Source organism: Burkholderia sp. BCC0405 (assembly GCF_902833075.1).
Taxonomy (GTDB): domain Bacteria; phylum Pseudomonadota; class Gammaproteobacteria; order Burkholderiales; family Burkholderiaceae; genus Burkholderia.
In genome coordinates, this window is sequence record NZ_CADFEO010000001.1 from 526,858 (window position 1) to 553,676 (window position 26,819).

Sequence of the window (26,819 nt, forward strand, 5' to 3'; positions counted from 1 at the left end):
CGGTTCAATGGCTGGGCGAGCCGGTCGTCAGCGTCTTGTCGGGCGTCGGCTGCTTCACGCGATCCTCGACGTAGCGGCGCACCGCTTCGGCCGCGGTCTGCGCGTCCGCGCCGCCGTACGGCACGGGCGCGACGAGATCCTCCGGCCGCGCGAGCATCGCCGCGAGGTTCGAGTAGGTCGCGCAGCCAAACGGCACGCCCGGCCGCGCGAACCCCGCGTCGACGAGATGCGACGGCTGCATCAGCGTCGCGCAATCGGGCGCCACCGCGTGCGCGCCGTCGAAGCCGATCGACCGCGCATCGGGCAGGCTGACCGGCGGCGGCGCCGACAGGCAGCCCGCCAACGCCAGCGGCAGCAGTGCGGCGACGGTCGATCGGGTGCGCATGCGCGTTCCTCCGGTTCAGTACACGAAGCCCGCGGCGCCGACGAGGCGCGGCGTGTCGCCCGACAGCAGGTCGAGCCCGAGGCTGCGCTGCACCGCGAACTCCAGGTCGCTGCTCGGCCGCGCGACGGTGTCGATCGCCTGCTCGAGCTGGCCGGGCCCGGCCGGCTGCACGATGTACGGCGTGACGATCACGACCACCTCGGTCTTGTTGTCCTGGAAGTTCTTCGACGAAAACAGCCGGCCGATGATCGGCAGCCGGCCGAGCCCCGGAATCTGCGACACGGTGTCGGCCGTCTGGCTCTGCAGCAGCCCGCCGATCGCGAAGCTCTGCCCGCTCGACAGCTCGACCGTCGTCTCGACGCGCCGCACCGTGAGCCCCGGCACCGTGACGCCGCCGGTCGTCACGCTGTTGCTCGCATCGATCTCGCTCACTTCCGGCCGCACCTTCAGGCTGATCCGGTTGTCGGCGAGCACGGTCGGCGTGAAATCGAGCGACACGCCGAACGGCTTGAACTCGACCGTGATCGCGCCGGTCGACGAACCGGCCTGCACCACCGGGATCGGAATCTCGCCGCCCGCGAGGAAGCTCGCGGTCTCGCCGGACATCGCGGTGAGGTTCGGTTCCGCGAGCATCGTGATCAGGCCCTCCTGGTCGAGCGCGTCGAGCACCACGTCGATCGACCAGCGCCCCGCGCGGAATCCGCCGAGCACCGAGAAGGCGCCCGTTGGCGACAGGTTGAACAGGCCGCTCGTCGGATCGAACAGCGTGCGCCCGTTGAACAGCCCGCCGACGAAGTTGCCCGCGCCGCCCAGCGCGCTCCAGTTGATGCCGAGCTGCTGCGTGATGTTGCGGCTCACCTCGGTCACCCGCACGCGCAGGTTCACCTGGATCGGGCGCGACAGCGTGAGCCGGTTCACGATCTTTTCCTTGTCGTGCAGGTACGGCGCGAGCGACTGCATCACGGCGTCCGCGTCGGCCGCGCTCGGCACCTTGCCCGACACCATCAGCGAGCCCGGCGCACCGGATACCGCCAGCTTCAGCTGCGGAAAGCGGCTGTCGAGCACGCCCTGCAGCGACGCCGTGTCGGCCTGCACGATCACCGTCTTGCGCAGGATCGGGCGATGGTTCGCGCCGAGCGCGATCAGCGTGGTCGTGCCCGCCTTCTTGCCGAACACGAACACGGTGCGCGGCGACGGCACCTGGATGTCCGCGATGGCCGGATCGGCGACGAACATCGCGGTCGCGGGCTCGGGCAGCGACAGCAGTTCCCCCTTGCCGGTCGCGATCGACAGCACCGCGCCCGCGTCCGGCGCGCGTGCGACCTGCGCGAACGCGCTCCCGGACGCAACGATGCAGGCCAGGCACCAGAAAGCGATCCAACGAACCATGCGCACCATGCGTGTTCCCGTCAAATGCCGGCCGCCAGGCGGCCGGCCCGAATCGTCAATCCGTCACTGCGCCGCCACTGCCGGTGGCTGCGCAGCCGTCTCCGCCGCGACATTGGCGCCCCCTGTCGTCGCGGGCATCGCGGGCACCGCCGGCCAGCCCGGCAGCCCGGACGGCAGCGGCGGCAGGCCCGGCGTGCCGGTGCCGCCGCCATGCGATCCGTCGTCGACCGACGAACCGCGATAGATCACGACCGCGTTGCTCCGCCACGCCGGCCGCGCGCCCGTATCCGGCCGGGCGGACGCCTCGCGTGCGGCCTCGCGGGCCGCGCGCGACACGTCGCCGGCCCATACGGGTTGCGTATCGGGCTCCTGTTCGCCGCCGCCTGCCGGCTGCCGCCGGTCGCGCGTCGCGAAACTGCGCAGCGCGAGCGACAACGTGCCGAGGCGGGTCGCCACCAGCACCACCTGCGCGGTGCGCGGCGCGACCTCGAGCGTGACCGTGCGCGCGCGGGCCGTGGCGTCCGGTGCGCTCGCCGACGCCTTCGCGCGCTGGAATTCGGAACCGACCGCCAGCACGCGCGCGCGCCGCACCACCGTTTCCGCTTCGAACGTGCCGGGCGAGGTCGCCGAGCCGCCGATCTGCTGCGTCAGCAGCACGTCGACGAAGTCGCCCGGCTGGATCAGCCCCGCATTGCCCGACACGTCGTCGACCGGCACCGAGATCGCGCGCATGCCGGGCTGCAGCGCGGCCGCGAGAAAATCCGGCGCACCGGCCGGAATCACGTTCTCGACGCGAATCGGCGCGCCGGCGCCGACGTGGTTGCGCAGCAGCGCGCCCTTCAGGTCCGCGCCCGGCTGCGACTCGACGAACGCGCCGGCCGGCACCTGTGCGCGCGGCATGCGTTTCCACGCCAGATCGTTGTCGCGCAGCAGCAGCCCTTCCGGCAGGTCGGCGGCAGCGACCCGCACGCGCGCCTGATCCGTTTCGGCCGGCACCGATGGCGTCGACGCGGCGACGTACAGTTCGCGCAGGATGAACGCACCGATGCCGGCGGCAACGACGAGCACGGCCAGTCTCAGCGGTTTGGGCATGGCGGCGAGCGTCCCCCGGCTAGATAAGCGAAACCGTGTGCGGAAACGACGCCCAGACGGCCAGCGTGCCGCCGAGCGCGAGCGCAACGCCGTACGGCACGCCGCGCGCGGCGACCGCGCGAGCCTGCGCGGCGTGCCGCGGCCGTGACGCCAGCAGCGCGAGGCCGCACAACGCACCGCACGCGCCGACGCCCGTCAGCACCGGAAACGCCCATGCCGGGCCGGCCCACAGGAATACCGCCGCCGCCAGCTTGACGTCGCCTCCGCCGATCCAGCCCGCGTGGCGCATGCCGCCGAACAGCAGCAGCATCGCCGCACCGGCCGCCAAATGGCCTGCCAGCGGCGCGAACCCGTCGTGCGCGAGCGCCGCCGCGACGAAATACAACGTCGCGAACGCGAGCACGACGCGATTGGACAGGCGCCGGTCGCGCAGATCCTGCGCGGCGAGCGAGGCCAGCAAGACCGTGGCCACCGACTGCACGAACGTGAGCATGAGAGAGCCGTCCGTCGACACGCCCCGGCCGGATACGTTCTACCGCAGCGGATCCCGGTGTTCGTCGGTGGCGCGCGGGTTCGGGGGATCAGATCAGGCTCGTCACCTTGCTCATCAGCGACGTGAACACGCTCGGCAAGCCACCGGTGGTGCTGCTGAGGATCACGCCGACCGCCGCCAGCGCGACCACGACGATACCGGCCAGCACGGCGTACTCGAGCGCGCTGACGCCACGTTCGTCACGCAGCAGGGACTTGACGTATTGCAGCATGGCAACCTCCGTGTAACGGGGTCGGTGACCGACCGTTGAACGCAAAGACGCTCCGTTGCTCCGGCGGTTGCGCAGGACATTCGCCCGTTGCGACACGTGCGCACGCCTCTGGCACGAGGTCGTTCGCATCCCCCGGAATCCTCTCGATCACTGCAACACGCGGCGTGCAACGACGACTTCGGTCGTGCGTGCCTGCATCCACGGTGTGGTCTTTCCCGCACAAGGCAACCGCGCTGATTCGTCTAGGGTATAGACAATTTTTCAGGCGAATTCAAATTATTTGGCGTCGAAATGTATTTATGGATTTAACCCTGCAACGATGAAAGCGATTCCGTTCATTTGCGGTCATTTTTTCTCACATCGGATCGAATGATTCGCTTATCTGAACAGACGCATGAACTGTTTCCTGGCATGATTTACCAGCCGAAAACCTAACCGTTTCCATTCGATTTACCGACATGCCGGGCCGCTTCGCATGCGCCCGTCGGGCCGCGCCAGATTGACCGTCCCGGCACACATGACGGGCTCACATCACATTTCCACGATTACCCGACCCCGTTTTCACGCCCCGATTCGACGAGCGATCTCCACGCGAATCCGTGCTCGTCTTCACCGCGATTTTTCAATTGGAAATTTCCTGATTCGGCTTTCGTTATCAATCGACTTGATTTGAATTCAGAATGAATTTCAGATGCATGTGAATGGAATTCACGTTCATATGGAACGAAACGCCCGGCGCGGCAACCCGCCAGGCGGCGATAAGCATAGTTCAAATCGTTTCTTGTCCGGCCCCGGCCCGTCATCGAGAATGCGCCGACGGGCTGAGGCCCGGACTCGCTCCCCCCAACGTTCCGGATCCATCGATTCATGCTTCCACTGCGCCTGCTTCGATCGCTGCTGATCGCGTCCCTCATCGCGTTGCCGGCCGCCGCCGCGCACGCCGACAAGCCCGCCACCATCCGCATCGGTGTCGCCCAGCAAGGCGCCGGCGATCCGCCGACGTTCGGCGGATCGAGCGCCGCCACCGCGCAGCTGCAGCAACTGGTCGAAAAGGAGTTCGCGGCCGACGGCATCAAGGTGCAGTGGTTGTTCTTCAAGGGCGCCGGGCCGGCCGTCAACGAGGCGATCGCGAACAAGGCGCTCGACTTCGCGTACCAGGGCGACCTGCCCGCCGTGCTCGCGCGTGCGAACGGGATCAAGACGCGCCTGCTGCTCGCCGCGAGCGTGCGTTCGGGCGTGAAGATCGCGGTGCCGCCCGACTCCACCGTCCGCTCGATCAAGGACCTGAAGGACCGCCGCGTGTCGATCTTCCGCGGCACGAACCTGCAGCTCGTCGCCGACAATGCGCTCGCGAAAAACGGCCTCACCGAACGCGACCTGCGCGTGATCAATCTCGATTCCGCGAGCTCGCTCGCCGCACTCGCGTCGAAAGGCATCGATGCGTCGGTGGGCGACTACCAGCTGTACAAGCTGCGCGACGCGGGGCTCGCGAAGATCATCTACGAATCGCAGAACGACGGCCCGCAGTTCACGCGCCAGACCCACCTGCTCGTGCTCGACGATTTCGAGCGCGCGCATCCGGACATCGTGCAGCGCGTCGTCAACGCGCTCGTGAAGGGCGCGCAATGGTCGTCCGACGAAGCGAACCGCGATGCGCTGTTCAAGCTGTGGGCGAAGAGCGGCGTGCCCGTTTCGTCGTGGCAGGCCGACTATGCGAACCAGCGGCTGAAAGATCGCCTGTCGCCGCTGATCGACCCGTTCGTCGTCGCGCGCTACAAGTCCGTCGCACAGGATGCGCTGGCGCTGAAGCTGATCCGCCAGCCGATCGACGTCGATGGCTGGTTCGAGCCGAAGTATCTCGACCATGCGCTGCGCACGCTGAAGCTCGAACGCTACTGGCAACGCTACGACGCGGCCGGCAAACCCCTTTCCTGACCCGGACCCGCCCCGATGAGCGACACCGCGGTTTCCCTCCCGTCATCCGAGCGCCACGCGCGGGCCGCGCCGCCGCACCGTGCGGCGGCCGTGCAACGGTGGTCGTGGCGGCTCGCGCCGTGGCTGCTGCCTGCGCTGCTGTTCGCGCTGTGGAGCGTCGGCAGCGCGCGCGGCTGGATCGCGCCGCAGATCCTGCCGCCGCCCGAACGCGTGTTCGACGCGCTCGAGGAGCTCGCCACGAGCGGCGATCTCGTGCGCCACACGCTGATCAGCCTGCAGCGCGTGCTGGTCGGGTTCGCTGCCGGCACGCTGCTCGGCTTCGCGACCGGAGTCGCGCTCGGCCTGTCGCGCACGCTGGAAGCGTACGTACTGCCGAGCTTCAACGCGCTGGTGCAGATTCCGGTGCTCGGCTGGCTGCCGTTCCTGCTGCTGCTCGTCGGCGTCGGCGAACCGCTCAAGTACCTGCTGATCGCGCATGCGGCGCTCGTGCCCGTCACGCTGAGCACGTTGCAAGGGTTTCGCCAGACACCGCCCGCGCTCGACGAAGTCGCGCGCGTATTCGGTTACACGCGCCGGCAACGCATCGTGCACGTCGTGCTGCCCGCCGCGATCCCGACGCTCGCGACCGGCGTGCGGCTCGCGTTCACGAAGTCGTGGCTCGCGCTCGTCGTCGTCGAGCTCGTCGCATCGTCCGAAGGGCTCGGCTACCTGATCGTGTACGGGCGGCAACTGTTCCAGCTCGATCTCGTGATGGCGGCCGTGATCGTCGTCGGGGCGGTCGGCCTGCTGATCAACCGGCTGCTCGACGCACTCGAAGCGCGCCTGCGCCGCGGCGTGCCGTCCGCGTTCCGCGGCTGAACCGCCCGCCCTGCCCGCGTAACCGAAGGAGATTCACCCGTGACGCACCCCGCCTCGCCCGACGCTGCATCGCCGCCCGCCACGGCCGTCCGCCGCCTGCACGCGCCCGACTGGCGCGGCTTCGTGCTGCCGCTCGCCGCATTCGCGCTGTGGTGGGCGATCGCTTCCGCGCACCTCGTGAACAGCGGGCTGCTCGTCGGCCCGGCCGACGTGTTGCGCACCGCATGGGCGCAAGCCGCGAGCGGCGCACTCGGCCGCGCGCTGTCCGCATCGCTCGCGCGTGAAGCGTGCGGTTTCGCGCTCGGCGCGACGGGCGGGCTGCTGCTCGGCGCCGCGCTCGGGCTGTCGCGCGTCGCCGCGCGAATGATCGGCCCGAGCTTCGACACGTTCAAGCAGGTCTCGCTGTTCGCATGGATTCCGCTGATTTCGGTGTGGTTCGGACTCGGCGACGTCGCCAAGGTCGTGTTCCTGTCGCTCGCCGCGCTGCTGCCGGTTGCCGCGCACACCTGCGACGGCATTCATGCGGTTCCGCGCGCGTATGTCGACGTTGCCCGCGCACTGCGCTACTCGCGGCGCCAGCTCGTGCGCTACGTAATCCTGCCGGCCGCGCTGCCGTCGATCTTCACCGGGCTGTATCTCGGCCTGATCTACTCGTGGCTCGCGACGCTCGGCGCCGAATACCTGCTGGTCACCGGCAGCGGGATCGGCAACACGCTGATCGACGGCAGCGAACAATTCCGGATGGATCTCGTGCTGTTCGGGATCCTCGTCGTCGGCGTGACCGGCTGGGCGCTGAACGCGATCGCGCGTGCGATCGAACGCACGGTGCTGGCCCGGCGCGGCGACCTGCCGCGCTGATCGCCCTTTCCTTCCCCGCCCTTCCTCGCACCGCCATGACGATCCTCGCCTCCGATTCGCTCGACATCCTCCACGTGAGCAAGCACTACGCGCAACGCGGCGCCGCACTCGCCGTACTCGACGACGTGTCGCTGCACGTGCGCGCCGGTGAATTCGTCACGATCGTCGGCGCGAGCGGCTGCGGCAAGTCGACGCTGCTGCGGCTGATCGCCGGGCTCGACGCCGACTACGCGGGCGAGATCCGGGCCGGCGCCGAACGCGTGCGCGACACGTCGCTGCAGCGCGGGATCGTGTTCCAGGATCACCGGCTGTTCCCGTGGCTGACCGTCGCGCAGAACATCGCGGCCGCGCTGCGCAATGCCCCGCTCGACGCGGCCGCGAAGCGGCGCGCGGTCGCCGATCACATCGCGCTCGTCGGGCTGAACGGTTTCGAGCACGCGTATCCGAACCAGCTGTCGGGCGGGATGGCGCAGCGCGTCGCGATCGCGCGCGGCCTCGTGAACCGCCCGCGCGTGCTGCTGCTCGACGAGCCGTTCGGCGCGCTCGACGCACAGACGCGCGCGCGGATGCAGAACGAGCTGCTGCGCATCTGGGAACGGGAGCGGATCACGATGATCCTCGTCACGCACGACGTCGACGAAGCCGTGTATCTCGGCGACCGCGTCGTGACGATGGCGCCACGCCCGGGCCGCATCGAACGCATCGTCGATGTCGCGTTGCCACGCCCGCGCCGGCGCGATTCGCCGGCATTCGCGCGGCTGCGCGACACCGTGCTCGCCGATTTCGACGAGCGCGAACCGCCGGGCGACGATCGCGCGGGCGGCAGGCGTATCGACGCGACGCGCCCGCACCGGATCGGCGAATGGCGGCTGGCGTGGTAGCGCGCGTGACGCGCCGGATTGCTCAGCATGACGACGCATATCGATCATCGCTGCGCACACGCTAAGGTTGTGACGATTCATCGGTTCCGATTACGCACGGTCCCTGCTTGAATGGGGACTCGACCGACCCGACTCCAGGAGACTCCCGATGTCCGAAGTCCAGCACGCCGCTCACCCGTCCTCGCATGCTTCGCACGCCGCGCCGCGCACGGCCGCCGCCCCGCTCCAGCTTCGCCAGGTCGCCGGCCGGATCGGCGCCGAGATCGCCGGCGTGCGGCTGTCGGGCACGCTCGACGACGCGACGTTCGACGCGATCCAGGCCGCACTGCTGCGCCACAAGGTGCTGTTCTTCCGTGGCCAGCACCATCTCGACGACACCGCACAGGAAGCGTTCGCACGCCGCTTCGGCCATACCGTCGCGCACCCGACCGTGCCGTCCGTCGACGGCAGCGCGCACCTGCTCGAACTCGATTCCGCGCACGGCGCCCGCGCCAATTCGTGGCACACCGACGTGACCTTCGTCGATGCATACCCGAAAATCTCGATCCTGCGCGCCGTCGTGATTCCGCCGTTCGGCGGCGATACCGTGTGGGCCAACACGGCCGCTGCCTACGCGCACCTTCCCGACCCGCTGCGCGCGCTCGCCGACACGCTGTGGGCGCTGCATACCAACGCGTACGACTACGCGTCGACGCACGTGCATGCCGACGATACGCAACTGAAGCGCTACCGCGAAGTGTTCACGTCGACCGTCTACGAAACCGAGCACCCGGTCGTGCGCGTCCATCCGGAAACCGGCGAACGCACGCTCGTGCTCGGGCATTTCGTGCAGCGACTCAAGGGCCTGTCGGCGCAGGATTCCGCGCACCTGCTGCAGGTGTTCCACGAACACGTGACGCGTCTCGAGAACACCGTGCGCTGGAACTGGCAGGAAGGCGACGTCGCGATCTGGGACAACCGCGCGACGCAGCACTACGCGATCAACGACTACGGCGATGCGCGCCGCGTCGTGCGCCGCGCGACCGTGCACGGCGACGTGCCGGTCGGCATCGACGGCCGCCGGAGCGTCGTGCTGAAGGGGCCGGGCGCGACGCTGCAATAGCGCCTGCGTCCCGCGGCGGCGGCGCTTCGTACGCGCCGCCGCGCGACTTCGTCGACGGCCTGCGCGGCATGCATCGCTTCACGCCGCCGGCCGGCGCGCACCGCATCGCGCCGGCCGTTCCCGCCGTCACACCCCACGTACGCAAGCACCGTCCGCGCGGCTCTCCCCGTCAATCCAGCCAGACCCCGTCGAAGCGGTGCCCACCCAGCGGCGAGAACGTCAGCCCGTGTACGCGCTTGGACACGGGCAGCGACACGATCGACGTCGCGATCGGCGTGAACGGCACCTGGTCCTTGAACACGACCTGCGCCTGTTCGTACAGCGCCGTGCGTTTCGCGACGTCCGCGTTGGCGCGCGCCGCATCCACCAGCTTCTCGAAATCCCGGTTGCACCACTTCGCGAGATTGCTGCCGTGCACCGCGTCGCAGCCGAGCAGCGTACCGAGCCAGTTGTCGGGGTCTCCGTTGTCGCCCGACCAGCCGTACAGGATCGCGTCGTGCTGCCCGTCGTGCTTCGCGCGGCGGTTGTATTCGCCCCATTCGTAGCTGACGATCTTCGCGCGCACGCCGATCTTCGCCCAGTCCTGCTGGATCAGCTGCGCCATCAGCTGCGCATTCGGGTTGTACGGCCGCTGCACGGGCATCGCCCACAGCGTCAGGTCGAAGCCGTTCGGGAACCCGGCCTGCGCAAGCAGCGCCTTCGCGGCCGCCGGATCGCGCGGCGCATCCTTCAGGCGCGGGTTGTACGACCATTGCGCGGGCGGCATCGGGTTCGTCGCGATCTTCGCGTCGCCGTTGAACACGGTCTTCACGATCGCCGCCTTGTCGATCGCGATGTCGAGCGCACGCCGCACGTCGACGCGATCGAGCGGCGCATGCTGCGTGTTGTACGCGACGAAGCCGACGTTGAAGCCCATCCCCGAGAACAACGTCAGTTTCGGGTCGCGCCGTACCGTGTCGAGGTCGGCCGGCCGCGGAAATGCCGATACCTGGCACTCGCCGGCCACCAGCTTCTGCAGGCGCGCGGCCGGATCGGGCGTGATCGCGAACACGAGGCGCGAGAGCTTCACGTCATCCGGCTTCCAGTAATCGGGATTCGCGTCGTAACGGATCAGCGCGTCCTTCTGGTACGTGCGCAGCAGGAACGGCCCGGTGCCGACCGGGAACTGGTTGATGTCGGCCTCGCGGTGGCGCGCCGCGAGCTGCGACGCATACTCGGCCGACAGGATCGACGCGAACGCCATCGCGAGATTGCGCACGAACACGACGTCGGGCGTCTTCAGCACGAAGCGCACCGTGTCGTCGTCGACCTTGTCGATACGCTCGACGTTGCGGTCGAAGCCGAGGTCGCTGAAATACGGGAAGCTGACCGGGTAGGCCTTGCGGAACGGATCGTCGGGATCGAGCATCCGGCGGAACGTGAAAACGACGTCGTCGGCCTGGAACGGCCGCGTCGGCTTGAACCACGCGGTGGTCTGGAATTTCACGCCGCGCCGCAAGTGGAACGTGATCGTGCGCTGGTCGGGCGACACGTCCCAGCTCGTCGCGAGCGCGGGTTCGAGATCGAGCGTGCCGCGCTTGAACTGCACGAGCCCGTTGTAGACCGGGTAGGTGCTCGCGTCGAAATCGGTGCTCGTCGTGTGCTGGCCCGGATCGAAGCCGGCCGGGCTGCCTTCGGTGCAATACACGAGCGTCTTGCCGGCCGGCGCGGCGAGCGCCTGCGTGGCCGCGCCGGCAAGCAGCAGCGACGCCGCGATGCAGCGCAGGGCCGTCGCGGCACGGGGTGCGCCACGCGCACGACGCGCGGCTGACGAAACGAAAGCGTTCTTCATGGTGACGGACACAGCAGAGGGCTGTCATGCAAATGACGACGGCCGATCTTCGCGCGCCGCCCGCCGATCGCTTACCAATTATTTTCGCGTTGCTTATCGTCGTGGATGCATCCCGCTGCCCGCGCATGAAAACGTCCACGCGAGCGCCGGGCGGCCGTCCCGCGTCGCCGTCTTCCGGCCCCCTGCAGACTCGCCCGAAATGGCGCATCGTATCGGCTGGCCAACGTCGGCACGGACGCGCCGGGATCCGCCCGGCAGCGCCGCGCCGCCGATTCCAGGAGGACCCACGATGCCCGTCAGCTCCGATACGTCCGCTCGCCCGGTGAAGACGCCGGGCCCCGATCATCCGATCACGGTCGAACCGCACCCGCGGCGCGTCGTGGTCAAGGCGGCCGGCAAGGTCGTCGCGGATACGCGCCGCGCGCTGGCGCTGCGCGAAGCCGCCTACCCGGCCGTGTTCTACATCCCGCGCGAGGACGCCGACCTGGCGCTGCTGCAACGTACCGATCACGCGACGTACTGCCCGTACAAGGGCGACGCCGCCTACTACTCGATTCCGGCCGGCGGCGAGCGCGCGGTCAATGCCGTCTGGACCTACGAGGCGCCCTATCCGGCCGTCGATGCGATCCGCGGGCATCTCGCGTTCTATCCGGATCGCGTCGATTCGATCGAGGAAAGCCCGGCCGGCTCCGATTGAGGGTCGCGCCAGCCGTTCATCGCGCGGCGGGCGGCCGCGCGTGCGATCCGGCGATTTCGCCTGCGCGGCCCGCCGTGCCGACGGCGCTCGCTTGTGCGAATCACCGGCTCGAACATCGTCAACGCGCCGCCGCTGATTTGCATATGCGCATTCGTTGGTTGGCCGCCGGCGCACGCGGACGTATCGTCACGAGTCCGGCGCGGGCCGGCCCGTGGCGTGCAGCGCCCGCACCCGGCCCCGCCCTGCGCCATCCGCGCGCCGTTCGCGCGCGGCCCGCTTCTTCGCACGCAGGACGCCTCGATGAACGACACACCGCACGCAGACGTTGAACCGACACCGGCGAACCCGCATCGCCGCCAGTGGCTGCAAGGCGCGGCCGCCGGGCTGGCCGGGCTCGCGCTCGGCCCGCTCGCGAGCCTGCCTGCACACGCGCAGGACAGCGGCACGCGGCTGCGCATCGGTTTCCAGAAATACGGCAACTTCGTCGTCCTCAAGGCGCGCGGCACGCTGGAGAAACGGCTCGCGAGCCAGGGCGTCACCGTGCAGTGGCTTGAATTCCCGGCCGGCCCGCAATTGCTCGAGGGCCTGAACGCCGGCGCGATCGACGTCGGCACGGTCGGCGAGACGCCGCCGATCTTCGCGCAGGCGGGCGGCGTCGATTTCGTCTATATCGGCAACGAGCCCCCCGCGCCGCAGGGCGAGGCGATCGTCGTGCTGCCCGATTCGCCGATCCGCACCGTCGCGCAGCTGCGCGGCAAGAAGGTCGCGTTGAACAAGGGTTCGAACGTCCACTTCCTGCTCGTGAAGGCGCTCGAACACGCGGGCCTGACGTATGCCGACATCCAGCCGATCTACCTGACGCCCGCCGACGCACGCGCCGCGTTCGTGCAGCGCAGCGTCGATGCATGGGTGATCTGGGATCCGTACCTGGCCGCCGCCGAGCGGCAGATCGGCGCACGCGTGATCGCGAACGGCGAAGGGCTCGTGCGCAATACGCAGTACTACCTCGCCGCGCGCAAATACGCGGCCGCTCACCCGCAGGTGCTGCGCGCGCTGCTCGACGAAGTCGACGCGGTCGACCGCTGGGCGCACGACCATGTGCCGGAAGTCGCCGCGCAACTGTCGCCGCTCGTCGGCCTCGACGCGCCGACGCTCGAAGTCGCGCTCAAGCGCGCCGGCTACGGCGTGCAGCCGATCGGCGACGCGACGCTCGCCTATCAGCAGACCATCGCCGATACCTTCAGCGCGCTGAAGCTGATTCCGGGCAAGCTGTCGGTCGCGAGCGCACGCTGACGCGCCGCCGCCAACGACGCAGGGCGCGGTACGCGTGCATCAACATGCGGGCGCCGCGCCGATGCGCCGCCATTCGTCGTAGTCGGTGACGAGGCCCGCTGCGTCGACCGCGACATCGGCCGCATACGTGCCGCTTTCGTAGCGATACACGTGCTCCGCCGTACGCGTATAGCGCTGCTCGCCGCGCACGAACGCGAAATCCGGAAAGCGCAGCCACGCGGACCGAATCACGGCCGACTCGCCGACGGCCAGCCCGAGCCGCCGGATCGGCAGCGTATTCGTCGACGGGCTGAAACCGAGATCGACGTCGGTCGCGCCCGCGAGCGCCGGCACGTCGACGCCATCGATCGTCCATCGCCCTGTGTCGCACGCGATATCCCACTGCCGCGGCGGCTGCGTGCCGCCCCACTGCGTGATGCGTGCCGAGCGCGTGCGCCAGTCGGCGCCGCATGCGATCGCATAGTCGATGCGAAACGGCGAACCGTCGATCGCGCCCGACACCGAACCCGACAGGTCGATTCCCGTTCGCGACTCGACGAGCCGGCACCATTCGGCCGCCTGCCACGTCCGCACGGTCTGCCATGCGACGCAGCGCGTGCGCACCGCATCATCCTGTTGCGTCATGTCTTCGTCTCCAGTCGTTCGCACGAAAGCGCATTGTCACGCATCGCCGCGGCGAGCACACGCGGCTTCGGCAACCGATGGTCAGTATCGGTTCGCCGCGCACCTTCGGGCTACCCTGCTTTGGTACCATCCGTCGATCGGCAACAACCGGAACCGGACAAGGGGCGCGACTTCATGGATTTGCTGGCGACGATGCGCATCTACGTCAGGGTCGTCGAGCGCGGCACGATGTCCGGCGCGGCGCGGGATCTCGACATGGGCCAGCCGGCCGTCAGCGAGCGCATCGAGCGACTCGAGAAGCATCTCGGCACACGGCTCCTGTTGCGCAGCGCGCGCACCCTTACGTGCACGGAAGAAGGCCGGATCTTCTACGAACGCAGCAAGGCGCTGCTCGAAGCAGCCGACGACGCGGTCGCGTCGGTGTCGAAGACGGAAAACGCGCTCGACGGCACGATCCGGCTCGCGGCGCCGCAATGCGTCGGCGAGGTCGTGCTGCCGCGTGTGCTGATGCATGTCCGCACCGCGTATCCGAATTTGCACATCGATCTGGTCCTGAACGACGACCTCGTCGATCCGGTCACCGAAGGCGTCGACATCTCGATCCGCGTCGGACAGCTCGGCGACGGCGGGTTCGTCGCGCATCCGGTCGGCGCGGTCGGCCGCCGGCTCGTCGCCGCGCCGTCGTATCTCGAGCGGCATGGCCCGGTCGACACGGCGGCCGATCTCGCGAACCATCCGTTCATCCGCGTGAAAGGCGTCTTCGCCAGCGACCGGTTGCCGCTGCAGCGCGACGGCGGCTCGCTCGACTACGCGCGCATCCGCACGATCATGACGACGAGCCACTGGCGCCCGATGTTCGACACGATCATGGCCGGCGGCGGCATCGGCGTGGTCCAGCAGCCGGCCTGCGCCGAGGCGCTCGCGGCCGGCGCGCTCGTCGAGCTCCTGCCGCGGGACGTGATTCCCGACTTCGCGCTCAACGTGCTCGTTCACGCGCAGCGGCCGCTGCCGCCGCGCGTGCGGGCCGTCGTCGACCTGCTGAAGCAGGACCTCCCGCCGCTGCTGGCCCGCCCTGCCCGATAACGGCGGCGACCGCCGCCCCGTCCCGTCACGCCTGTAGCGACTTCCCCGGCGCCTTCGCATGGGCGCCGGCTTCCATCCGGCAGAAGCATGCGCTGACGAAGCCGAACAGCGTCCAGCCCAGGCACACGCACAGGCTGCCGAGCATGTCACGCCGTGGGCCGGATGCGGGCGCGTGGCCGTTGCGCTCGGGTGCGCATGCATCGCGACGCGGCCCGCGCGACCGGCTGCGAGCGCATCGAGAATGCGTGAATGCGTGACGGGCGGCACGACACGCACGCCCACCGCATCACCACGCCTGCCGGTAGATCTCCAGCGCGTCGGCCTCCGTCACCTCGCGCGGATTGTTCACGAGCAGGCGCGTCTGCAGCATCGCATCCGACGCCATCCTCGGCAGGTCGCCTTCCCCGATGCCGACCTCGCGCAGCGTGCGCGGGATGCCCGTCGCGACGATCAGCCGGTCGATCTCGGCGATCAGCGCGTGCGTGCGCGCTTCATCGCTGCCCGTCGCCGACGGCGCGACGATCGCCGCGAGTTCCGCATAGAGCGGCGCGGCGGCCGGCGCGTTGAAACGCAGCACGTGCGGCAGCACGAGCGCATTCGACAGCCCGTGCGGCACATGGAAGATTCCGCCGACCGGATAGGCCAGCGCATGCACGGCCGCGACCGGCGCATTCGCGAACGCCTGCCCCGCGAACATCGCGCCGACCAGCATCGCCTCGCGCGCGTGGCGGTCGTGGCCGTCGTCGCACGCCGCGAGCAGGTTGCGCGACAGCAGCGTCAGCGCGTGCACGGCCAGCATGTCGGATACCGGGTTCTTGAGCCGTGCGGACGTGTAGGCTTCGATCGCATGCACCATCGCATCGATGCCCGTCGCGGCCGTCGCCGCACGCGGCAGGCCGAGCGTCAATTCGGCGTCGAGGATCGCGAGATCCGCGAACAGGTGCGGCGACACGACGCCCATCTTGCGCGCCTCGCCGACCGTGACGATCGACACGGCCGTCACTTCGGAGCCGGTGCCGGCCGTCGTCGGCATCTGCACGAGCGGCAGTCGCGCGCTCGTGACCTGGTCGACACCGTACATGTCGGCCAGCGCCTGCCGCCCCGGCGCGAGCACCGCGATCAGCTTCGCGACGTCCATCGACGATCCGCCGCCCAGGCCGAGCACGATCTCGGCATCGGCCGCGACGGCCCGTTCGGTCGCTTCCAGCACCACGTGCTCGGGCGGATCGGCGATCACGTCGTCGATCACGGTGACCTGCCAGCCGTGCGCGGCGAGGCTCTCCAGCGCGGGCGCGAGCACGCCGCTGCGATGCAGGAACGCGTCGGTGACGACACACAGCCGCACGAGCGCCGGAAAGCGCTCGCGCAACAACGCGCCGAGCCGGCGCGCGGCGCCGAATTCGACGACCTGCGTCGGAACGGTACGGAATTGAAACGGGTTCATCGGGTGCCTCCCGGTGGCGTCGCCGTGCCGGTGTCCGGCTGCACCATGTAGTGCGACACTTCGCGGCGATCGAGCAACGGAATGATCGCGCCGAACCCGATCCGCTGGAAATGCGGCGTTTCCCGATGCACGTCGAGGCCGTCCGCGTCGCGATAGCGTTCGAGGATCACGACGTGGTCGGGATCCTCCGGCGACCGGAAATACGCGTAGTCGAGATTCTTCGGCTCGGTGCGCGTCGCCCGTGCAAGCTCCGCGAGCAATTCGATCACGCGATCGCCGTTGCCGGGTTTTGCGTGGAAATGTGCGATGACCTGCAGGTAAGGTTCGTTCATGTTGCGCTCCGGGTTCGACTGGGGGCCGTCGTGACGGGGACGCACGCAATGCGCGGCGAACCGGAAGGATTCGAACGCGACGGCGCAACGCCGTGCCACCGGCTGGTCGTCGCATTGTATTGAATCGGCGCGGCCTTCGCAGTGCCGCTACCGCGCCGCGAAAAACACGGCGGATCGCAACGGGCCTCTACTCGCGCGACGCGCCGGCTACCACGGCACCGTCCTCCCCAGATAGTCGAGATATTCGAGCCCCGGGCGCACCCGCTTCGCGATCAGCACGTCGACGAGACTCGGCACGCTTTCCTCGATCGTCAGGCGCGCATCCGGCCCGCCCAGTTCCGTGCGCACCCAGCCGGGCGCCATCAGCGCCATCGCACGCCGCGTATCGGCCTGACGCGCCGCGAAGCTGCGCATGAACTGGTTCAGCGCGGCCTTGCTGCCACGATAGACCTCGCGCATCCCGCTGACGTTGTTCGCGACGCTGCCCTGCCCCGACGACATCGCACCGATCAGGCCGTCCGCGGTCACGAGATCCTGCAGCGTCTCGATCACGCGCATCGGCGCCAGCGCATTCGTGATCATCACGCGCACGAACTCGTCGGTTGTCACTTCGCCGATCGTTTCGGTGGGCTCGTTCGTCGTTCCCGCATTCACGAACAGCATGTCGAAGCGCCGGCCCGACAGCCGCTCGCGCAGCGCAGCCAGTTGCACCGGCTCGCAGATGTCGAGCGTCTCGATGTCGAGCCGGCCGTCGAACCGGTCGGCGAGGTCGTGCAGCTTCGTGCGCCCCGATCCTGCGCGCACGGTGCCCGTCACGCGCCAGCCTTTGTCGAGGAACGCCTCCGCCATCGCGAGCCCGAGGCCGCGCGAGGCCGCGACGAGCAGAATCGCGGGCGCCTTCCCGTCAGATACAGTTGATTGCATGGTTTCCGCCTTTGCCGGGTTTCGTCATGCAGTCACTATAGGTGCGCATCACGACAGGCGCCAGACGCACCCGATTCAACCCATCGTTGCATCGAACGCCATGCCAGACCGCGTAGAGGCGTATCCTGTCGCCATGGAAGACATCGACCTGAACCTCGTCACCGCGCTCGACGTGCTGCTGTCGGAAGGCAGCGTGACCGGCGCCGCGCGCCGGCTTGGCTTGAGCACGTCCGCAATGAGCCGCACGCTCACGCGGCTGCGGCTGTCCATCGGCGATCCGTTGCTCGTGCGCGCGGGGCGCAAGCTCGTGCCGACGCCGCACGCAGCCGCGTTGCGCGATCGCGTGCACGCGATCGCAAGCGATGCGCGCACGGTGCTGCGGCCGGCGACGGCCGACGTGGACATCGCGACGCACGCATCCACGTTCACGATCCGCACGGCCGCATCGTTCATGGAAATGCTGTCCGGCCCGGTGGTCGCCGCACTCGGCGAAATCGCGCCGCAGGTGCGCATCCGCTTCGTCCCGAAGCCCGACCGCGATCCGCAAGCCCTGCGCGACGGCGCCGTCGACCTGGACATCGGCAAGCGCGGCGACGATGCACCCGAGTTGCATACCCGCATGCTGTTTCGCGACTGGCACGTCGCGGTGGCGCGCGCCGGACACCCGCTGTTCGCATCGGGCAGGATCACGCCCGCGCGCTATGCGGCCTGCCAGCACGTGATCGCGTCGCAGCTCGGCGATTTCGGCGGGCCGGCCGACCACTCGGCCGACCAGGCCGGCCCGAGTCGCACCGTGCACGTCGTCGTACCGGGCTACCCCGATGCGATGCGGGTCGCGGCCAGCACCGACCTGATCGCGCTCGTGCCGCGCTCGTGCCTCGGCAACGCGTTCGCGCCGGGGCTCACGGCGGCCCTCGGGCTGCGCAGCTTCGAGATCCCGGTGCGCCTGCCCGAGATCCTCGTGTCCGCGCTGTGGCATCCGCGCATGCACGGCGATCCCGTGCACCGCCGCCTGCGCGACGAGGTCATCGCCGTCTGCCAGCGCGCGTATCCGGAGGCGCGCGCACCGCGCCCGCCGGCGCGCCGCACCGGCACGCGTGCGGCGGGCTGACACGCGGCTCAGACCAGCCGGCCGCCGCCGTCGACGTGCAGGATCTCGCCGTTCATGAAGCCGTTGCCCAGCAGGAACGCGATCGCTTCCCCCACTTCGTCGGCGCGCCCGACCCGGCCGCCCGGCAACGCCGCCGCGGCGCCCGCGAGGATCGTGTCGCGCGCGTCCGGGCCGAACGCGTCGTACAGCGGCGTCTCGACGAAGCCCGGGGCGACGACGTTGACGCGAATCGGTTTCAATTCCAGTGCGAGCGACTGCGCCAGCGCCTCGACACCACGCACGGCGGCGGCGATGACGGACACGCCGTGCGCGGCCGGACGATCCGACAATTGCCCGCCGGTCAGCACGATCGAGCCGGTCGCGGGCATCCGCGGCAACGCCGCGCGGATCGCATAGACCGGCCCGGCGATCCGCTCGTGCAGCGCGGCGAGCAGGTGATCGGGATCGGTCTCGTTCAGCTTGCCGGCAATGAACCGGCCGGCCGTGACAACCAGATGATCGACGCGCGCGATCCCGTCGAAGACGGCCTGCACCGCATGCCGGTCGGCGATGTCGGCCACCGCGATGCGCGCGCCGCCGATCGCCTGTGCGGCAGACTCGAGCTTCGCGCGGGTCCGGCCGACCAGCGTGACGCTGGCGCCTTTCGCCTTCACGGCGGCCGCGGCCTCGAGGCCGATTCCGGAGCTCCCGCCGAATACCACGACGTGCGCTCCGTTCAGTGGCGAAGATTGCGTTGCCTCGTTCATGTTCATGTCGACTCCTCATCAGGGATTGAAGGTTCGCGAACGTTAGGTCATTCTCAATTGCGCGGGAACATGGGAGACTTGAATAAGGTTCATGCCATAAAGGAATAAGATGGATTCGCTGCGATCCATGCGCGTGTTCGTCCGCGCGATCGAGCTCGGCAATTTCTCGGCGGTCGCGCGCGAGGAAGGCACCAGCCAGCCGACGATCAGCAAGATCGTCGCCGCGTTCGAACGGGAACTGGGCGTTCGTCTCCTGGAACGCTCGACCACGAGCCTCGCGCCCACCGACGAAGGCCGCCGGTTCTACGATCGCTGCAAGCGCGTGATCGACGAATACGCAAGCGCGGTGGCCGAGGTGCGCGGGCAAACGGTGCGGCCGGTCGGCAAGCTGGTCGTCAATGCGCCGCTGGGGCTGGGCGAGCTGAGACTGAACGCGCTCGTGCTCGAATTCCTCGCCGCGTGGCCGGAGATCGAGGTCGAGCTGCAATTGACCGACCGCGTGATCGACCTGGTCGAAGAAGGCGTCGATGTCGCCATTCGCCTCGGCCACCTGCTGCCGCCGGATGCCGTGGCCCGCCACATCGCGTCATCGCCGCGCCTGCTGGTCGCCACGCCGGGGTACGTGGCGCGGGCGCCGACGCTCCGCCGGCCGGAAGACCTGGCGCGGCACGAATATGTCGGCTACGCGCGTGCGGACATCGGCAACGAACTGACCTTCGCCCGCGGCGACGAGCAAGCCGTCGTTCCGGTGCGTGGCCGGTATCGCGTGAACAGCTCGATGGCCCTGCGGGCATGCTTCCTGGCAGGCAACGCGGTGGGCAGCGGGCCCGCGTGGCTCGTCCAGGACCTGATCGACGGCGGGCAACTCGTGCGGTTGCTGCCGAAATGGGACATGGTGCCGCCGCACGCGCTGCACCTCGTGTACGCGTCGCGCCGGTATCTGCCGCTTCGGACCCGCACGTTCCTGCAGTTCATGGAGCGGCGGATTCCGGCGCTGCCCGGGTTCCATGCGACCACCGCCCCGACCGACATCCCGACTGCGCCCGCATCGCGGCAGGCCCGCTGACCGACGGGCGCCGCGGCCACGGCCGGCCCGGGCGCCGATCCGCCACCGTTTTCCCGATCCGCCGAATCCCCGCTATCGCAGCGGCGGCGGCGGGCCGTTCGGCTAAAATGCCGCACTTTCCACCTTGTCCGGCCCGCTCGCCATGCATCCCGCCTCCCCCGCCCAACCCGCCGCCCACGGCGCCGACGCCGCCGATTCGGCCCGCGACCTCGTCTACGGCCCGAACGACCGGCCGGCGCCGATGGTCGCCTTCGTCGCCGCGCTGCAGCACCTGCTGGCGATCATCGTGCCGATCGTCACGCCCGGCCTGCTGATCTGCCAGGCGCTCGGCGTGTCCAGCCGCGATACGACCCTGATCGTGTCGATGTCGCTCGTGATTTCCGGCATCGCCACCTTCGTCCAGTGCAAGCGCTTCGGCCCGCTGGGCGCCGGCCTGCTGATCGTCCAGGGCACCAGCTTCAACTTCGTCGGCCCGCTGATCGCCGGCGGCAGCCTGATGGTCAAGCAAGGCACACCCGTCGAGACCGTGATGGCCGCGATCTTCGGCGTCGTGATTGCCGGATCGTTCGTCGAGATGGGCGTGTCGCGCATCCTGCCGTTCGTGAAGCGCCTGATCACGCCGCTCGTCACCGGCATCGTCGTGCTGCTGATCGGCCTCACGCTGATCAAGGTCGGCCTCATCAGCATGGGCGGCGGCTATGGCGCGATGGCCAAGGGCACGTTCGCGAGCGCGGAGAACCTGACGCTGTCCGGCCTCGTGCTCGGCACGATCATCCTGCTGAACCGCGTGCCGATCGTGTGGGTGCGCAGCACCGCGCTCGTCATCGCGCTCATCATCGGCTATCTCGCGGCCGCGTTCCTCGGCCGCCTCGACTTCACCGGCATGCACCAGGCCGCGCTGTTCCAGGTTCCGACGCCGCTGCACTTCGGCATCGGCTTCTCGTGGTCGCTGTTCGTGCCGATGCTGATCATCTACCTCGTCACGTCGCTCGAAGCGATCGGCGACGTCACGGCTACCAGCAAGATCTCGAACGAGCCGGTCGAAGGCCCGGTGTGGATGCAACGGATCAAGGGCGGCGTGCTCGTGAACGGCGCGAACTCGCTGCTGGCCGGCGTGTTCAACACGTTCCCGAGCTCGGTGTTCGCGCAGAACAACGGCGTGATCCAGATCACCGGCGTCGCCAGCCGCTACGTCGGCATCTGGATCGCGGGGATGCTCGTGGTGCTCGGCCTGTTCCCGGTCGTCGCCGGCGTGCTGCAGGCCGTGCCGGAGCCCGTGCTCGGCGGTGCGGCGATGGTGATGTTCGGCGCGGTGGCCGCCTCGGGCATCAACATCCTCGCAGGCGTCCATCTCGATCGTCGCGCGCTGCTGATCATCGCGGTGTCGCTCGCGCTCGGCCTCGGCGTGTCGCAGGTGCCGGACATCCTCAACAGCCTGCCGCACGCGCTGAAGAACGTGCTGGAATCGGGTGTCGCGACGGGCGGCATCTGCGCGCTCGTGATGAACTGGTTCCTGCCGGAAAAGAAGTAACCGGATGAATCGCACGACGTCGGGCTCCGTGCGGCGCTTGCTCGCAGAGAATGCGCGCACGGACGGTCCGGCGATCGTAACGCATCGCCGCGATGCGGCGCTGCATCCCCCAACCTTCGCAAGGGCGCCCGGCCGGGCCGGTACACGCCATGTGTCCCGCACCCCACCCTGCACTTTCGACGTGTCCCTGGACCATCGGCCGCGTGTCGACTGAGATCAAACGTCAAACCCGGTCAGGCTGCCTTGGCCGATCAATCTGTGCTGGGTAGAATCGCACCATGCCCCGAATCCCCGCACCCAATACCGCCGCCGAAGCGAGCGCCGCTCCGGTCAAGGAACGCGCGACCATCGTCTGCCACCGCGGCGAACAGGTCCTGCTCGTCGCCCGCGCGGCATCGCGTTGGGCCCTTCCCGGCGGCACGATCAAGCGCGGGGAAACGCCGCTCGAAGCCGCACATCGCGAGTTGCGCGAAGAAACCGGGATGACCGGCCAGCCTCTCGTCTACTCGATGCAGTTCACCGGGCTCGCCAAGATCCATCACGTGTTCTTCGCGGAAGTCGGCCCGGACCATACGCCGCAAGCGAACAACGAGATCGCGAAATGCAAGTGGTTTCCGATCGACAGTGTCGACGGGTTGCGCACCAGCATTCCGACGAAGCGAATCGTCGAACTCGTTTATCAGCACGAAATCAGCAAGGCGTAGTGCGTGACGGACGAGCGCAGTGATGAGCCGGCGGGCGGCCCGGATCGTCGTGCGTGAATCAGCGGCGCGTGAGCGCTCAGTGCGAGCGCCTTCTTCGCAACTCGTGCGTGGAATAGACGACCAGGAAAATGCCCAGCATCGCAACACCGGACGCCATGAAGTCGTTCGCGCTTCCCGAGCCTTGCAGGGACTTCGGGAAAATGCCGAGACTCAATCCCGCGACAGCAAGAAGCAATCCTGCAGCCACGCCCCAGATCGGTCCGGCGGTCTTTTCGATTTTATCTTTCATACAGCACCCGTCTACAGTCATTACCTGAACGGTATCCGCAAGGGAAGCCGCGTCTACCTTCAGTGATTCCACTATAGCCCGGAAAAATTTACTGCGTTTCAGTGCTTTTCCCGATCAAGATTTTCCGATCTCGACCGCGAGGTACCGTTCGGATCGCGCAACACGATGCCGGCGGCTGCATGACGGTACTCGATGCGGGCGGCTGCTTGCCGAATGCGACCTGTCTCTCGGCAATACAGCCGCATCCAGCGTGTCATTGGCCGCGCCCGCCCACTTGCTGAATCACCTCGTCATAACTGATTGGCTGCGATTCGGCGTTGCACCCGTAGTCGTCCGCCCAGTTCCCAATGAAAAATACCCCGCTTTCGTGCCCATGGTCGACTGCGTTGTCGTAACTCGCTTGTGAGTCGAACGCCAGTTTTCGCAGGTCACCATAGTTGCGTCGACTTCCGCAGCCGAACGTGACCCGTCTGCATTGCCCGCCGTCATTCAAATCCATGTAATAGATCGAACTCCGCCTTTCGATACGCTCGCCGTGCTTGAGTGTGCGCTCGTAGACATGCGCGGTGGCTCCGCCCTCTCCTTCGTCGCGGCACGTCATGTCGAGCCCGTCGTAGAAACCGTGTGCCTTCGCATGCGACGTGAGTTGCAGGCGAACTTTCTTGTCGTCACCGACACCCTCGGTCATGTGCCGCACGGCCTCATTGAGGACCTGGATTCCCAACCCCTGTCCTCGCGCGTTCCCGGCTACGCACAACACATGCAATTCAACTTGCCGGGCGACGTCGGCTACCTTCTTCCGCGACTCCTTCGTCTTCACGGTTTCATAAGCGAATACGCCGACCGGCTTCGCCTTCTCATACGGTGTCGCGCCGTTCGAGCCGGTGTCCTTGCAAAGGTATCGGGTCAATTCGGGCTGATTCGGCCTTGATTTGACGAAGAGATCGGCGCCGTCTCGCTGCCGCGTAACCGGGTTGTCGTGGAGCGGGTAATAGTTGCCATACAGCCAGTAATCGTCGGCATGGGTCCAATCGGGGCTGCACAGCGAGTTGACCGTATTGTCGACATCGCCGCTGCTTTGCAGATGATGCAGCCGTTTCCCCCATGTCGAGTTCAACTCGCGCCCCACTTTCACGGCGACGGGCCGGCATTCGATTTCCGCCGATGCGTACCCTGCCATGGTGCCGACAGCAATCGCGACCGCAATCAGCGCACCCCGTTTCGAGACGAATTCACCCCAGACTCGCGTTTTCATGATGCATCCCTCCATTGGTTGGTCAGTCTTCGCTGCATGCCGCACGCTCACAGGCACATCACCTTCTTCGCGATCGCCCATCGGCGCATCCGGTCTTCGAGTCCATTGACACCGCCGTTGATACGTCTCGTCAGCAACGTGAAATCGCCCGAGTCGGCGATCAGGTTGCAACCGTGCCGCTCCCACCACCAGGCTGCCGAACGCGCGGCCAGCGATTCTTGTTCAAGGCGCTCCGGCTCACGCTCGAGATCGGCGCCGAGTGCGTTGCCGCATTCGCGATAGTTCGCACGCCCCGTGATCTGAATGAGCCCGCGTCCGAGGAAGCGCCGCCCGTCGCCCGGCTGAACGTTACCGAGCGCCGCAGCCTTGCCCGACGGCGGTTCATAGGCGCGCTGCGCGGCCGTCGGCCCCCACAGTTCACGTGTGAGCGTGAAGCCGAGCGTCTCGTGGCCCGTTTGCGCGACGAACGCCGCAATGCGCGCGGAATTCGAAATGCCGAACTCGGCCATCGCGGCGGCAAGCGCCGGATGCCAGCGTTGCGCGAGCGCGCCGGATATCGCGGCGGCAGCCTGGAATTCATCGAGTGTCATCGTCTTCTCCTTGTGGCGTATGGGCGGGTGGAACGGTAGCCAGTGCGCCCGGCGGTGATGAATCGGTCGGAACGGTCGCCGCGGCTCCGCCGTCGATGCGCGTCCTCGGCGAATCGCGCGGCGACGGTGACGTGTCGTGCGATTCCGCCGCCCCGCCGCGCTGCGATTGCGCGTCCATCGCGGCAACGATCACGCGCAGCGGCTCCGGCTTGACACTGACTTCGCCCGCGAACGGACGGTCGACGGCAAGCACGAAGAAAAACGCGAGTCCGAGCGTGAGCGCCCAGCTCGTGACGAGCGCGATGTTGAAGCGCGTGCCCGGCAGGATGTAGAGAAGCAGAAACGACACGACGCTCGCGAGCACCACCACGCCCCACAGCGTGGCCGGCATCGCGACGTCGAGCGTCAGCAGGCGCTGTTCACGATGCTTCGCCATCTCGTTCACGCGTGCCAACACCTCACCGAGGAGCACGCGCTGCCGCTCGCTGCGCGGCTCGATCCGGTTGGCCACGTCGAACAAGCGATCGAAGCGGGCCGACGCCTGCGCATCGGCACTCGCCTGCTGCTGCATCTTCGGCCACTCGTAACGGACGACACCGTCGAGATAGGCACGCAGCGCGCCCGATGCGGCATCCGCGACGGGGTCGCCGAACGCGGCGAGATCGCGCGACAGTTCGCCGGCCGCGGTCGCTTCGGCATCGACCGTCCGCTCCGCACCGTTGTATGCGTCCCACACGCTGATCGCCGAAAACGCGACGAGCAGCGAGTTGATCGTCGTGATGACCGACACCATCGTGATCGCCATCGCCCGCTGTTCCGGCAGCAGGTCGACGGGAAAGATGTGGCGGAACAGCGCATAGCCGCCGAGCGCGGCCGCAACGGTTGCGATCACGACGCAGCCCCCCATCAGCCACGATGGCCAGTTGTAGAGAAAGAGCATGGTCATTCCCCGCTTGCGCTTGCGCTTGCGCTTGCGGCGTCGCGACGCCCTGCCGGTGGCGCATCCGCCGACAGCATCGCGCGCGTGAATTCGGCGAGCCGCTGCCTGACCGCATCAGCCGGCATCCCCGCCTCGAGCGATTGCTGAAGCCGCAGCAGGTCCGCCGCGAGTTCGCTTTGCCATTGCACACGCTCGGTCGCCGCATGGGCGCGATGCGCTTCGAACGTCGCCTGCGCCGCAGCCGCCGTATCGCCGCGCACGAGCGTCTCGAGCGTCTCGACGAGCCGGTGCAGCAGCCGATGCACGGCCGTCGCAGAAAAACCGCCGAGCATCGCAAGCGCCGGCTTGCCGAAGCTGCGCATGCTGCCGCCGTCGTACAGGTGAGGCGGCAGCAACTCGACGAGGATCACGCCTGCGATCACGCCGAGAATCAGCCGCGCGCCGTACGACGCGTCGTACTTCGGGTCGTAGGTCGAATTCGCGACGTAGCGGTGAGCCTGGAACAGCGTGGCAAACGACGCGCCGAGCCCCGCGCAGAACAGCAGGAACAGCGCGTTCCACAGCAGCCGGGTGCCGTGCGAATCGAGAAACCCCTGATCGATGTTCGCGGCCGACACTTCCGGCGACAGCGACGTCGCGATCACCGCGACCAGGAACGTCGCGGCGGAAAGCGTCAGCGCGCGAATCAGCGGCACGGGTCCGAGCCATGCGAAGCGCGAGCGGACGCGCAGTTCGCGGTCAAGCAGCGTGATGGCCTGCGGCGTGGCCGGCGCGATCGCGACGGCAAGCCGGCGATGAATCGCGGCGAGCGCGTACGATGCGCCATGCACCGACACCGCATCGTACGCAGCGGTGTCGGCCGCGGCATGCGACACCGCGGCCATCAGCATCGACAATTGCGCAATCAGATCAGGGGCGACGGCAATTCCGTGCTGCAGCGCGTAGCGCGCCATCGCATTGCATTCGGTCTGCAACTGCCCGACCAGGTCGCGCTTCGACGGAGCCGTGTTCGCGCCGTCCGCTTCGGGCGATGTGTCCACCGTTGTCCGGAACCACGAGCGATGTGTTCGCATGGCGGGTCTCCAACGTATCGGC

At 68.3% G+C, this 26,819-nt stretch carries 28 protein-coding genes; 12 read left to right on the plus strand and 16 right to left on the minus strand.

The window, feature by feature from the left end:
* Positions 1–4: 4 nt before the first annotated feature.
* The 5 genes from HWX36_RS02355 to HWX36_RS02375 form a co-directional block, all read right to left on the minus strand.
* Positions 5–385 carry a CpaD family pilus assembly lipoprotein gene (locus HWX36_RS02355; RefSeq protein WP_175950663.1) on the minus strand — a complete coding sequence of 127 codons (381 nt, stop codon included), beginning with the start codon at positions 383–385 and terminating at the stop codon, positions 5–7.
* Positions 386–400: 15 nt separating this feature from the next.
* Positions 401–1,783: a type II and III secretion system protein family protein gene (locus HWX36_RS02360; protein ID WP_175950664.1), complete on the minus strand. Its 1,383-nt coding sequence runs from the start codon at positions 1,781–1,783 to the stop codon at positions 401–403.
* Positions 1,784–1,837: 54 nt separating this feature from the next.
* Complete coding sequence (gene cpaB / locus HWX36_RS02365) at positions 1,838–2,866, minus strand: Flp pilus assembly protein CpaB (protein ID WP_175950665.1); 1,029 nt, start codon at positions 2,864–2,866, stop codon at positions 1,838–1,840.
* 19 nt (positions 2,867–2,885) lie between these two features.
* Positions 2,886–3,359, minus strand: a complete 474-nt coding sequence (locus HWX36_RS02370; RefSeq protein WP_175950666.1) for a prepilin peptidase — start codon at positions 3,357–3,359, stop codon at positions 2,886–2,888.
* Between the two features lie 88 nt (positions 3,360–3,447).
* Positions 3,448–3,630, minus strand: a complete 183-nt coding sequence (locus tag HWX36_RS02375) for a Flp family type IVb pilin (protein ID WP_175950667.1) — start codon at positions 3,628–3,630, stop codon at positions 3,448–3,450.
* An 867-nt stretch (positions 3,631–4,497) separates the two neighbouring features.
* Here HWX36_RS02375 and HWX36_RS02380 point away from each other — a divergent pair.
* From HWX36_RS02380 to HWX36_RS02400, 5 genes are all read left to right on the plus strand, one after another.
* Positions 4,498–5,565 (plus strand): ABC transporter substrate-binding protein, encoded by a 1,068-nt coding sequence (locus tag HWX36_RS02380; RefSeq protein ID WP_175950668.1) that lies wholly within the window; start codon positions 4,498–4,500, stop codon positions 5,563–5,565.
* A gap of 15 nt (positions 5,566–5,580) precedes the next feature.
* On the plus strand, positions 5,581–6,423 hold the full coding sequence (locus HWX36_RS02385) for an ABC transporter permease (RefSeq protein WP_175950669.1): 843 nt from the start codon (positions 5,581–5,583) through the stop codon (positions 6,421–6,423).
* Positions 6,424–6,462: 39 nt separating this feature from the next.
* Complete coding sequence (locus tag HWX36_RS02390; RefSeq protein ID WP_175950670.1) at positions 6,463–7,281, plus strand: ABC transporter permease; 819 nt, start codon at positions 6,463–6,465, stop codon at positions 7,279–7,281.
* A gap of 35 nt (positions 7,282–7,316) precedes the next feature.
* Positions 7,317–8,162 (plus strand): ABC transporter ATP-binding protein, encoded by an 846-nt coding sequence (locus tag HWX36_RS02395; RefSeq protein ID WP_175950671.1) that lies wholly within the window; start codon positions 7,317–7,319, stop codon positions 8,160–8,162.
* Between the two features lie 148 nt (positions 8,163–8,310).
* A complete protein-coding gene (locus HWX36_RS02400; protein WP_175950672.1) occupies positions 8,311–9,264 on the plus strand; it encodes a TauD/TfdA family dioxygenase in 954 nt (317 codons plus the stop codon).
* Positions 9,265–9,433: 169 nt separating this feature from the next.
* On the opposite strand, the gene HWX36_RS02405 is transcribed toward HWX36_RS02400, so the two are convergent.
* Positions 9,434–11,095, minus strand: a complete 1,662-nt coding sequence (locus tag HWX36_RS02405) for an ABC transporter substrate-binding protein (RefSeq protein WP_175950674.1) — start codon at positions 11,093–11,095, stop codon at positions 9,434–9,436.
* A gap of 289 nt (positions 11,096–11,384) precedes the next feature.
* Here HWX36_RS02405 and HWX36_RS02410 point away from each other — a divergent pair, with 289 nt between their 5' ends.
* Positions 11,385–11,792 carry a DUF427 domain-containing protein gene (locus tag HWX36_RS02410; RefSeq protein WP_175950676.1) on the plus strand — a complete coding sequence of 136 codons (408 nt, stop codon included), beginning with the start codon at positions 11,385–11,387 and terminating at the stop codon, positions 11,790–11,792.
* Between the two features lie 300 nt (positions 11,793–12,092).
* Positions 12,093–13,085 carry a sulfonate ABC transporter substrate-binding protein gene (locus tag HWX36_RS02415; protein WP_175950677.1) on the plus strand — a complete coding sequence of 331 codons (993 nt, stop codon included), beginning with the start codon at positions 12,093–12,095 and terminating at the stop codon, positions 13,083–13,085.
* Positions 13,086–13,124: 39 nt separating this feature from the next.
* Here the strand turns inward: HWX36_RS02415 and HWX36_RS02420 are convergent, their stop codons facing one another.
* On the minus strand, positions 13,125–13,709 hold the full coding sequence (locus HWX36_RS02420) for a putative glycolipid-binding domain-containing protein (RefSeq protein WP_175950679.1): 585 nt from the start codon (positions 13,707–13,709) through the stop codon (positions 13,125–13,127).
* 174 nt (positions 13,710–13,883) lie between these two features.
* On the opposite strand from HWX36_RS02420, the gene HWX36_RS02425 reads away from it, so the two are divergent.
* On the plus strand, positions 13,884–14,792 hold the full coding sequence (locus HWX36_RS02425; protein ID WP_175950681.1) for a LysR family transcriptional regulator: 909 nt from the start codon (positions 13,884–13,886) through the stop codon (positions 14,790–14,792).
* Between the two features lie 286 nt (positions 14,793–15,078).
* Here the strand turns inward: HWX36_RS02425 and HWX36_RS02430 are convergent, their stop codons facing one another.
* From HWX36_RS02430 to HWX36_RS02440, 3 genes are all read right to left on the minus strand, one after another.
* On the minus strand, positions 15,079–16,236 hold the full coding sequence (locus HWX36_RS02430; protein ID WP_175950683.1) for an iron-containing alcohol dehydrogenase: 1,158 nt from the start codon (positions 16,234–16,236) through the stop codon (positions 15,079–15,081).
* On the minus strand, positions 16,233–16,568 hold the full coding sequence (locus HWX36_RS02435; RefSeq protein WP_175950684.1) for a putative quinol monooxygenase: 336 nt from the start codon (positions 16,566–16,568) through the stop codon (positions 16,233–16,235). The genes HWX36_RS02430 and HWX36_RS02435 overlap by 4 nt, the downstream gene beginning before the upstream one ends.
* Positions 16,569–16,775: 207 nt before the next feature.
* Positions 16,776–17,492: an SDR family oxidoreductase gene (locus tag HWX36_RS02440; RefSeq protein WP_175950685.1), complete on the minus strand. Its 717-nt coding sequence runs from the start codon at positions 17,490–17,492 to the stop codon at positions 16,776–16,778.
* Between the two features lie 133 nt (positions 17,493–17,625).
* On the opposite strand from HWX36_RS02440, the gene HWX36_RS02445 reads away from it, so the two are divergent.
* Positions 17,626–18,603 carry a LysR family transcriptional regulator gene (locus HWX36_RS02445; RefSeq protein ID WP_175950686.1) on the plus strand — a complete coding sequence of 326 codons (978 nt, stop codon included), beginning with the start codon at positions 17,626–17,628 and terminating at the stop codon, positions 18,601–18,603.
* Positions 18,604–18,611: 8 nt separating this feature from the next.
* Here HWX36_RS02445 and HWX36_RS02450 read toward each other — a convergent pair whose 3' ends face one another.
* Positions 18,612–19,355, minus strand: a complete 744-nt coding sequence (locus tag HWX36_RS02450; protein WP_244136291.1) for an SDR family oxidoreductase — start codon at positions 19,353–19,355, stop codon at positions 18,612–18,614.
* A gap of 103 nt (positions 19,356–19,458) precedes the next feature.
* Between HWX36_RS02450 and HWX36_RS02455 the strand changes: the two genes are divergently transcribed.
* The 3 genes from HWX36_RS02455 (at position 19,459) to HWX36_RS02465 (ending at position 22,650) form a co-directional block, all read left to right on the plus strand.
* Positions 19,459–20,415 (plus strand): LysR family transcriptional regulator, encoded by a 957-nt coding sequence (locus HWX36_RS02455; protein ID WP_175950687.1) that lies wholly within the window; start codon positions 19,459–19,461, stop codon positions 20,413–20,415.
* Between the two features lie 142 nt (positions 20,416–20,557).
* Positions 20,558–21,946: a nucleobase:cation symporter-2 family protein gene (locus tag HWX36_RS02460; protein ID WP_175950688.1), complete on the plus strand. Its 1,389-nt coding sequence runs from the start codon at positions 20,558–20,560 to the stop codon at positions 21,944–21,946.
* Between the two features lie 278 nt (positions 21,947–22,224).
* A complete protein-coding gene (locus HWX36_RS02465) occupies positions 22,225–22,650 on the plus strand; it encodes an NUDIX hydrolase (RefSeq protein ID WP_175950689.1) in 426 nt (141 codons plus the stop codon).
* 76 nt (positions 22,651–22,726) lie between these two features.
* Here HWX36_RS02465 and HWX36_RS02470 read toward each other — a convergent pair whose 3' ends face one another.
* From HWX36_RS02470 to HWX36_RS02490, 5 genes are all read right to left on the minus strand, one after another.
* Positions 22,727–22,939, minus strand: coding sequence for a hypothetical protein (locus HWX36_RS02470; protein WP_175950691.1), 213 nt, complete (start codon positions 22,937–22,939; stop codon positions 22,727–22,729).
* Between the two features lie 253 nt (positions 22,940–23,192).
* A complete protein-coding gene (locus HWX36_RS02475) occupies positions 23,193–24,275 on the minus strand; it encodes a hypothetical protein (RefSeq protein WP_175950692.1) in 1,083 nt (360 codons plus the stop codon).
* Complete coding sequence (locus HWX36_RS02480; protein ID WP_175950693.1) at positions 24,242–24,784, minus strand: glycoside hydrolase family 19 protein; 543 nt, start codon at positions 24,782–24,784, stop codon at positions 24,242–24,244. The genes HWX36_RS02475 and HWX36_RS02480 overlap by 34 nt, the downstream gene beginning before the upstream one ends.
* Positions 24,771–25,730 carry a DUF4239 domain-containing protein gene (locus HWX36_RS02485; RefSeq protein WP_244136292.1) on the minus strand — a complete coding sequence of 320 codons (960 nt, stop codon included), beginning with the start codon at positions 25,728–25,730 and terminating at the stop codon, positions 24,771–24,773. Before HWX36_RS02485 ends, HWX36_RS02480 begins: the two co-directional genes overlap by 14 nt.
* Positions 25,727–26,797 (minus strand): hypothetical protein, encoded by a 1,071-nt coding sequence (locus tag HWX36_RS02490; RefSeq protein ID WP_244136293.1) that lies wholly within the window; start codon positions 26,795–26,797, stop codon positions 25,727–25,729. Before HWX36_RS02490 ends, HWX36_RS02485 begins: the two co-directional genes overlap by 4 nt.
* Positions 26,798–26,819: the final 22 nt, after the last annotated feature.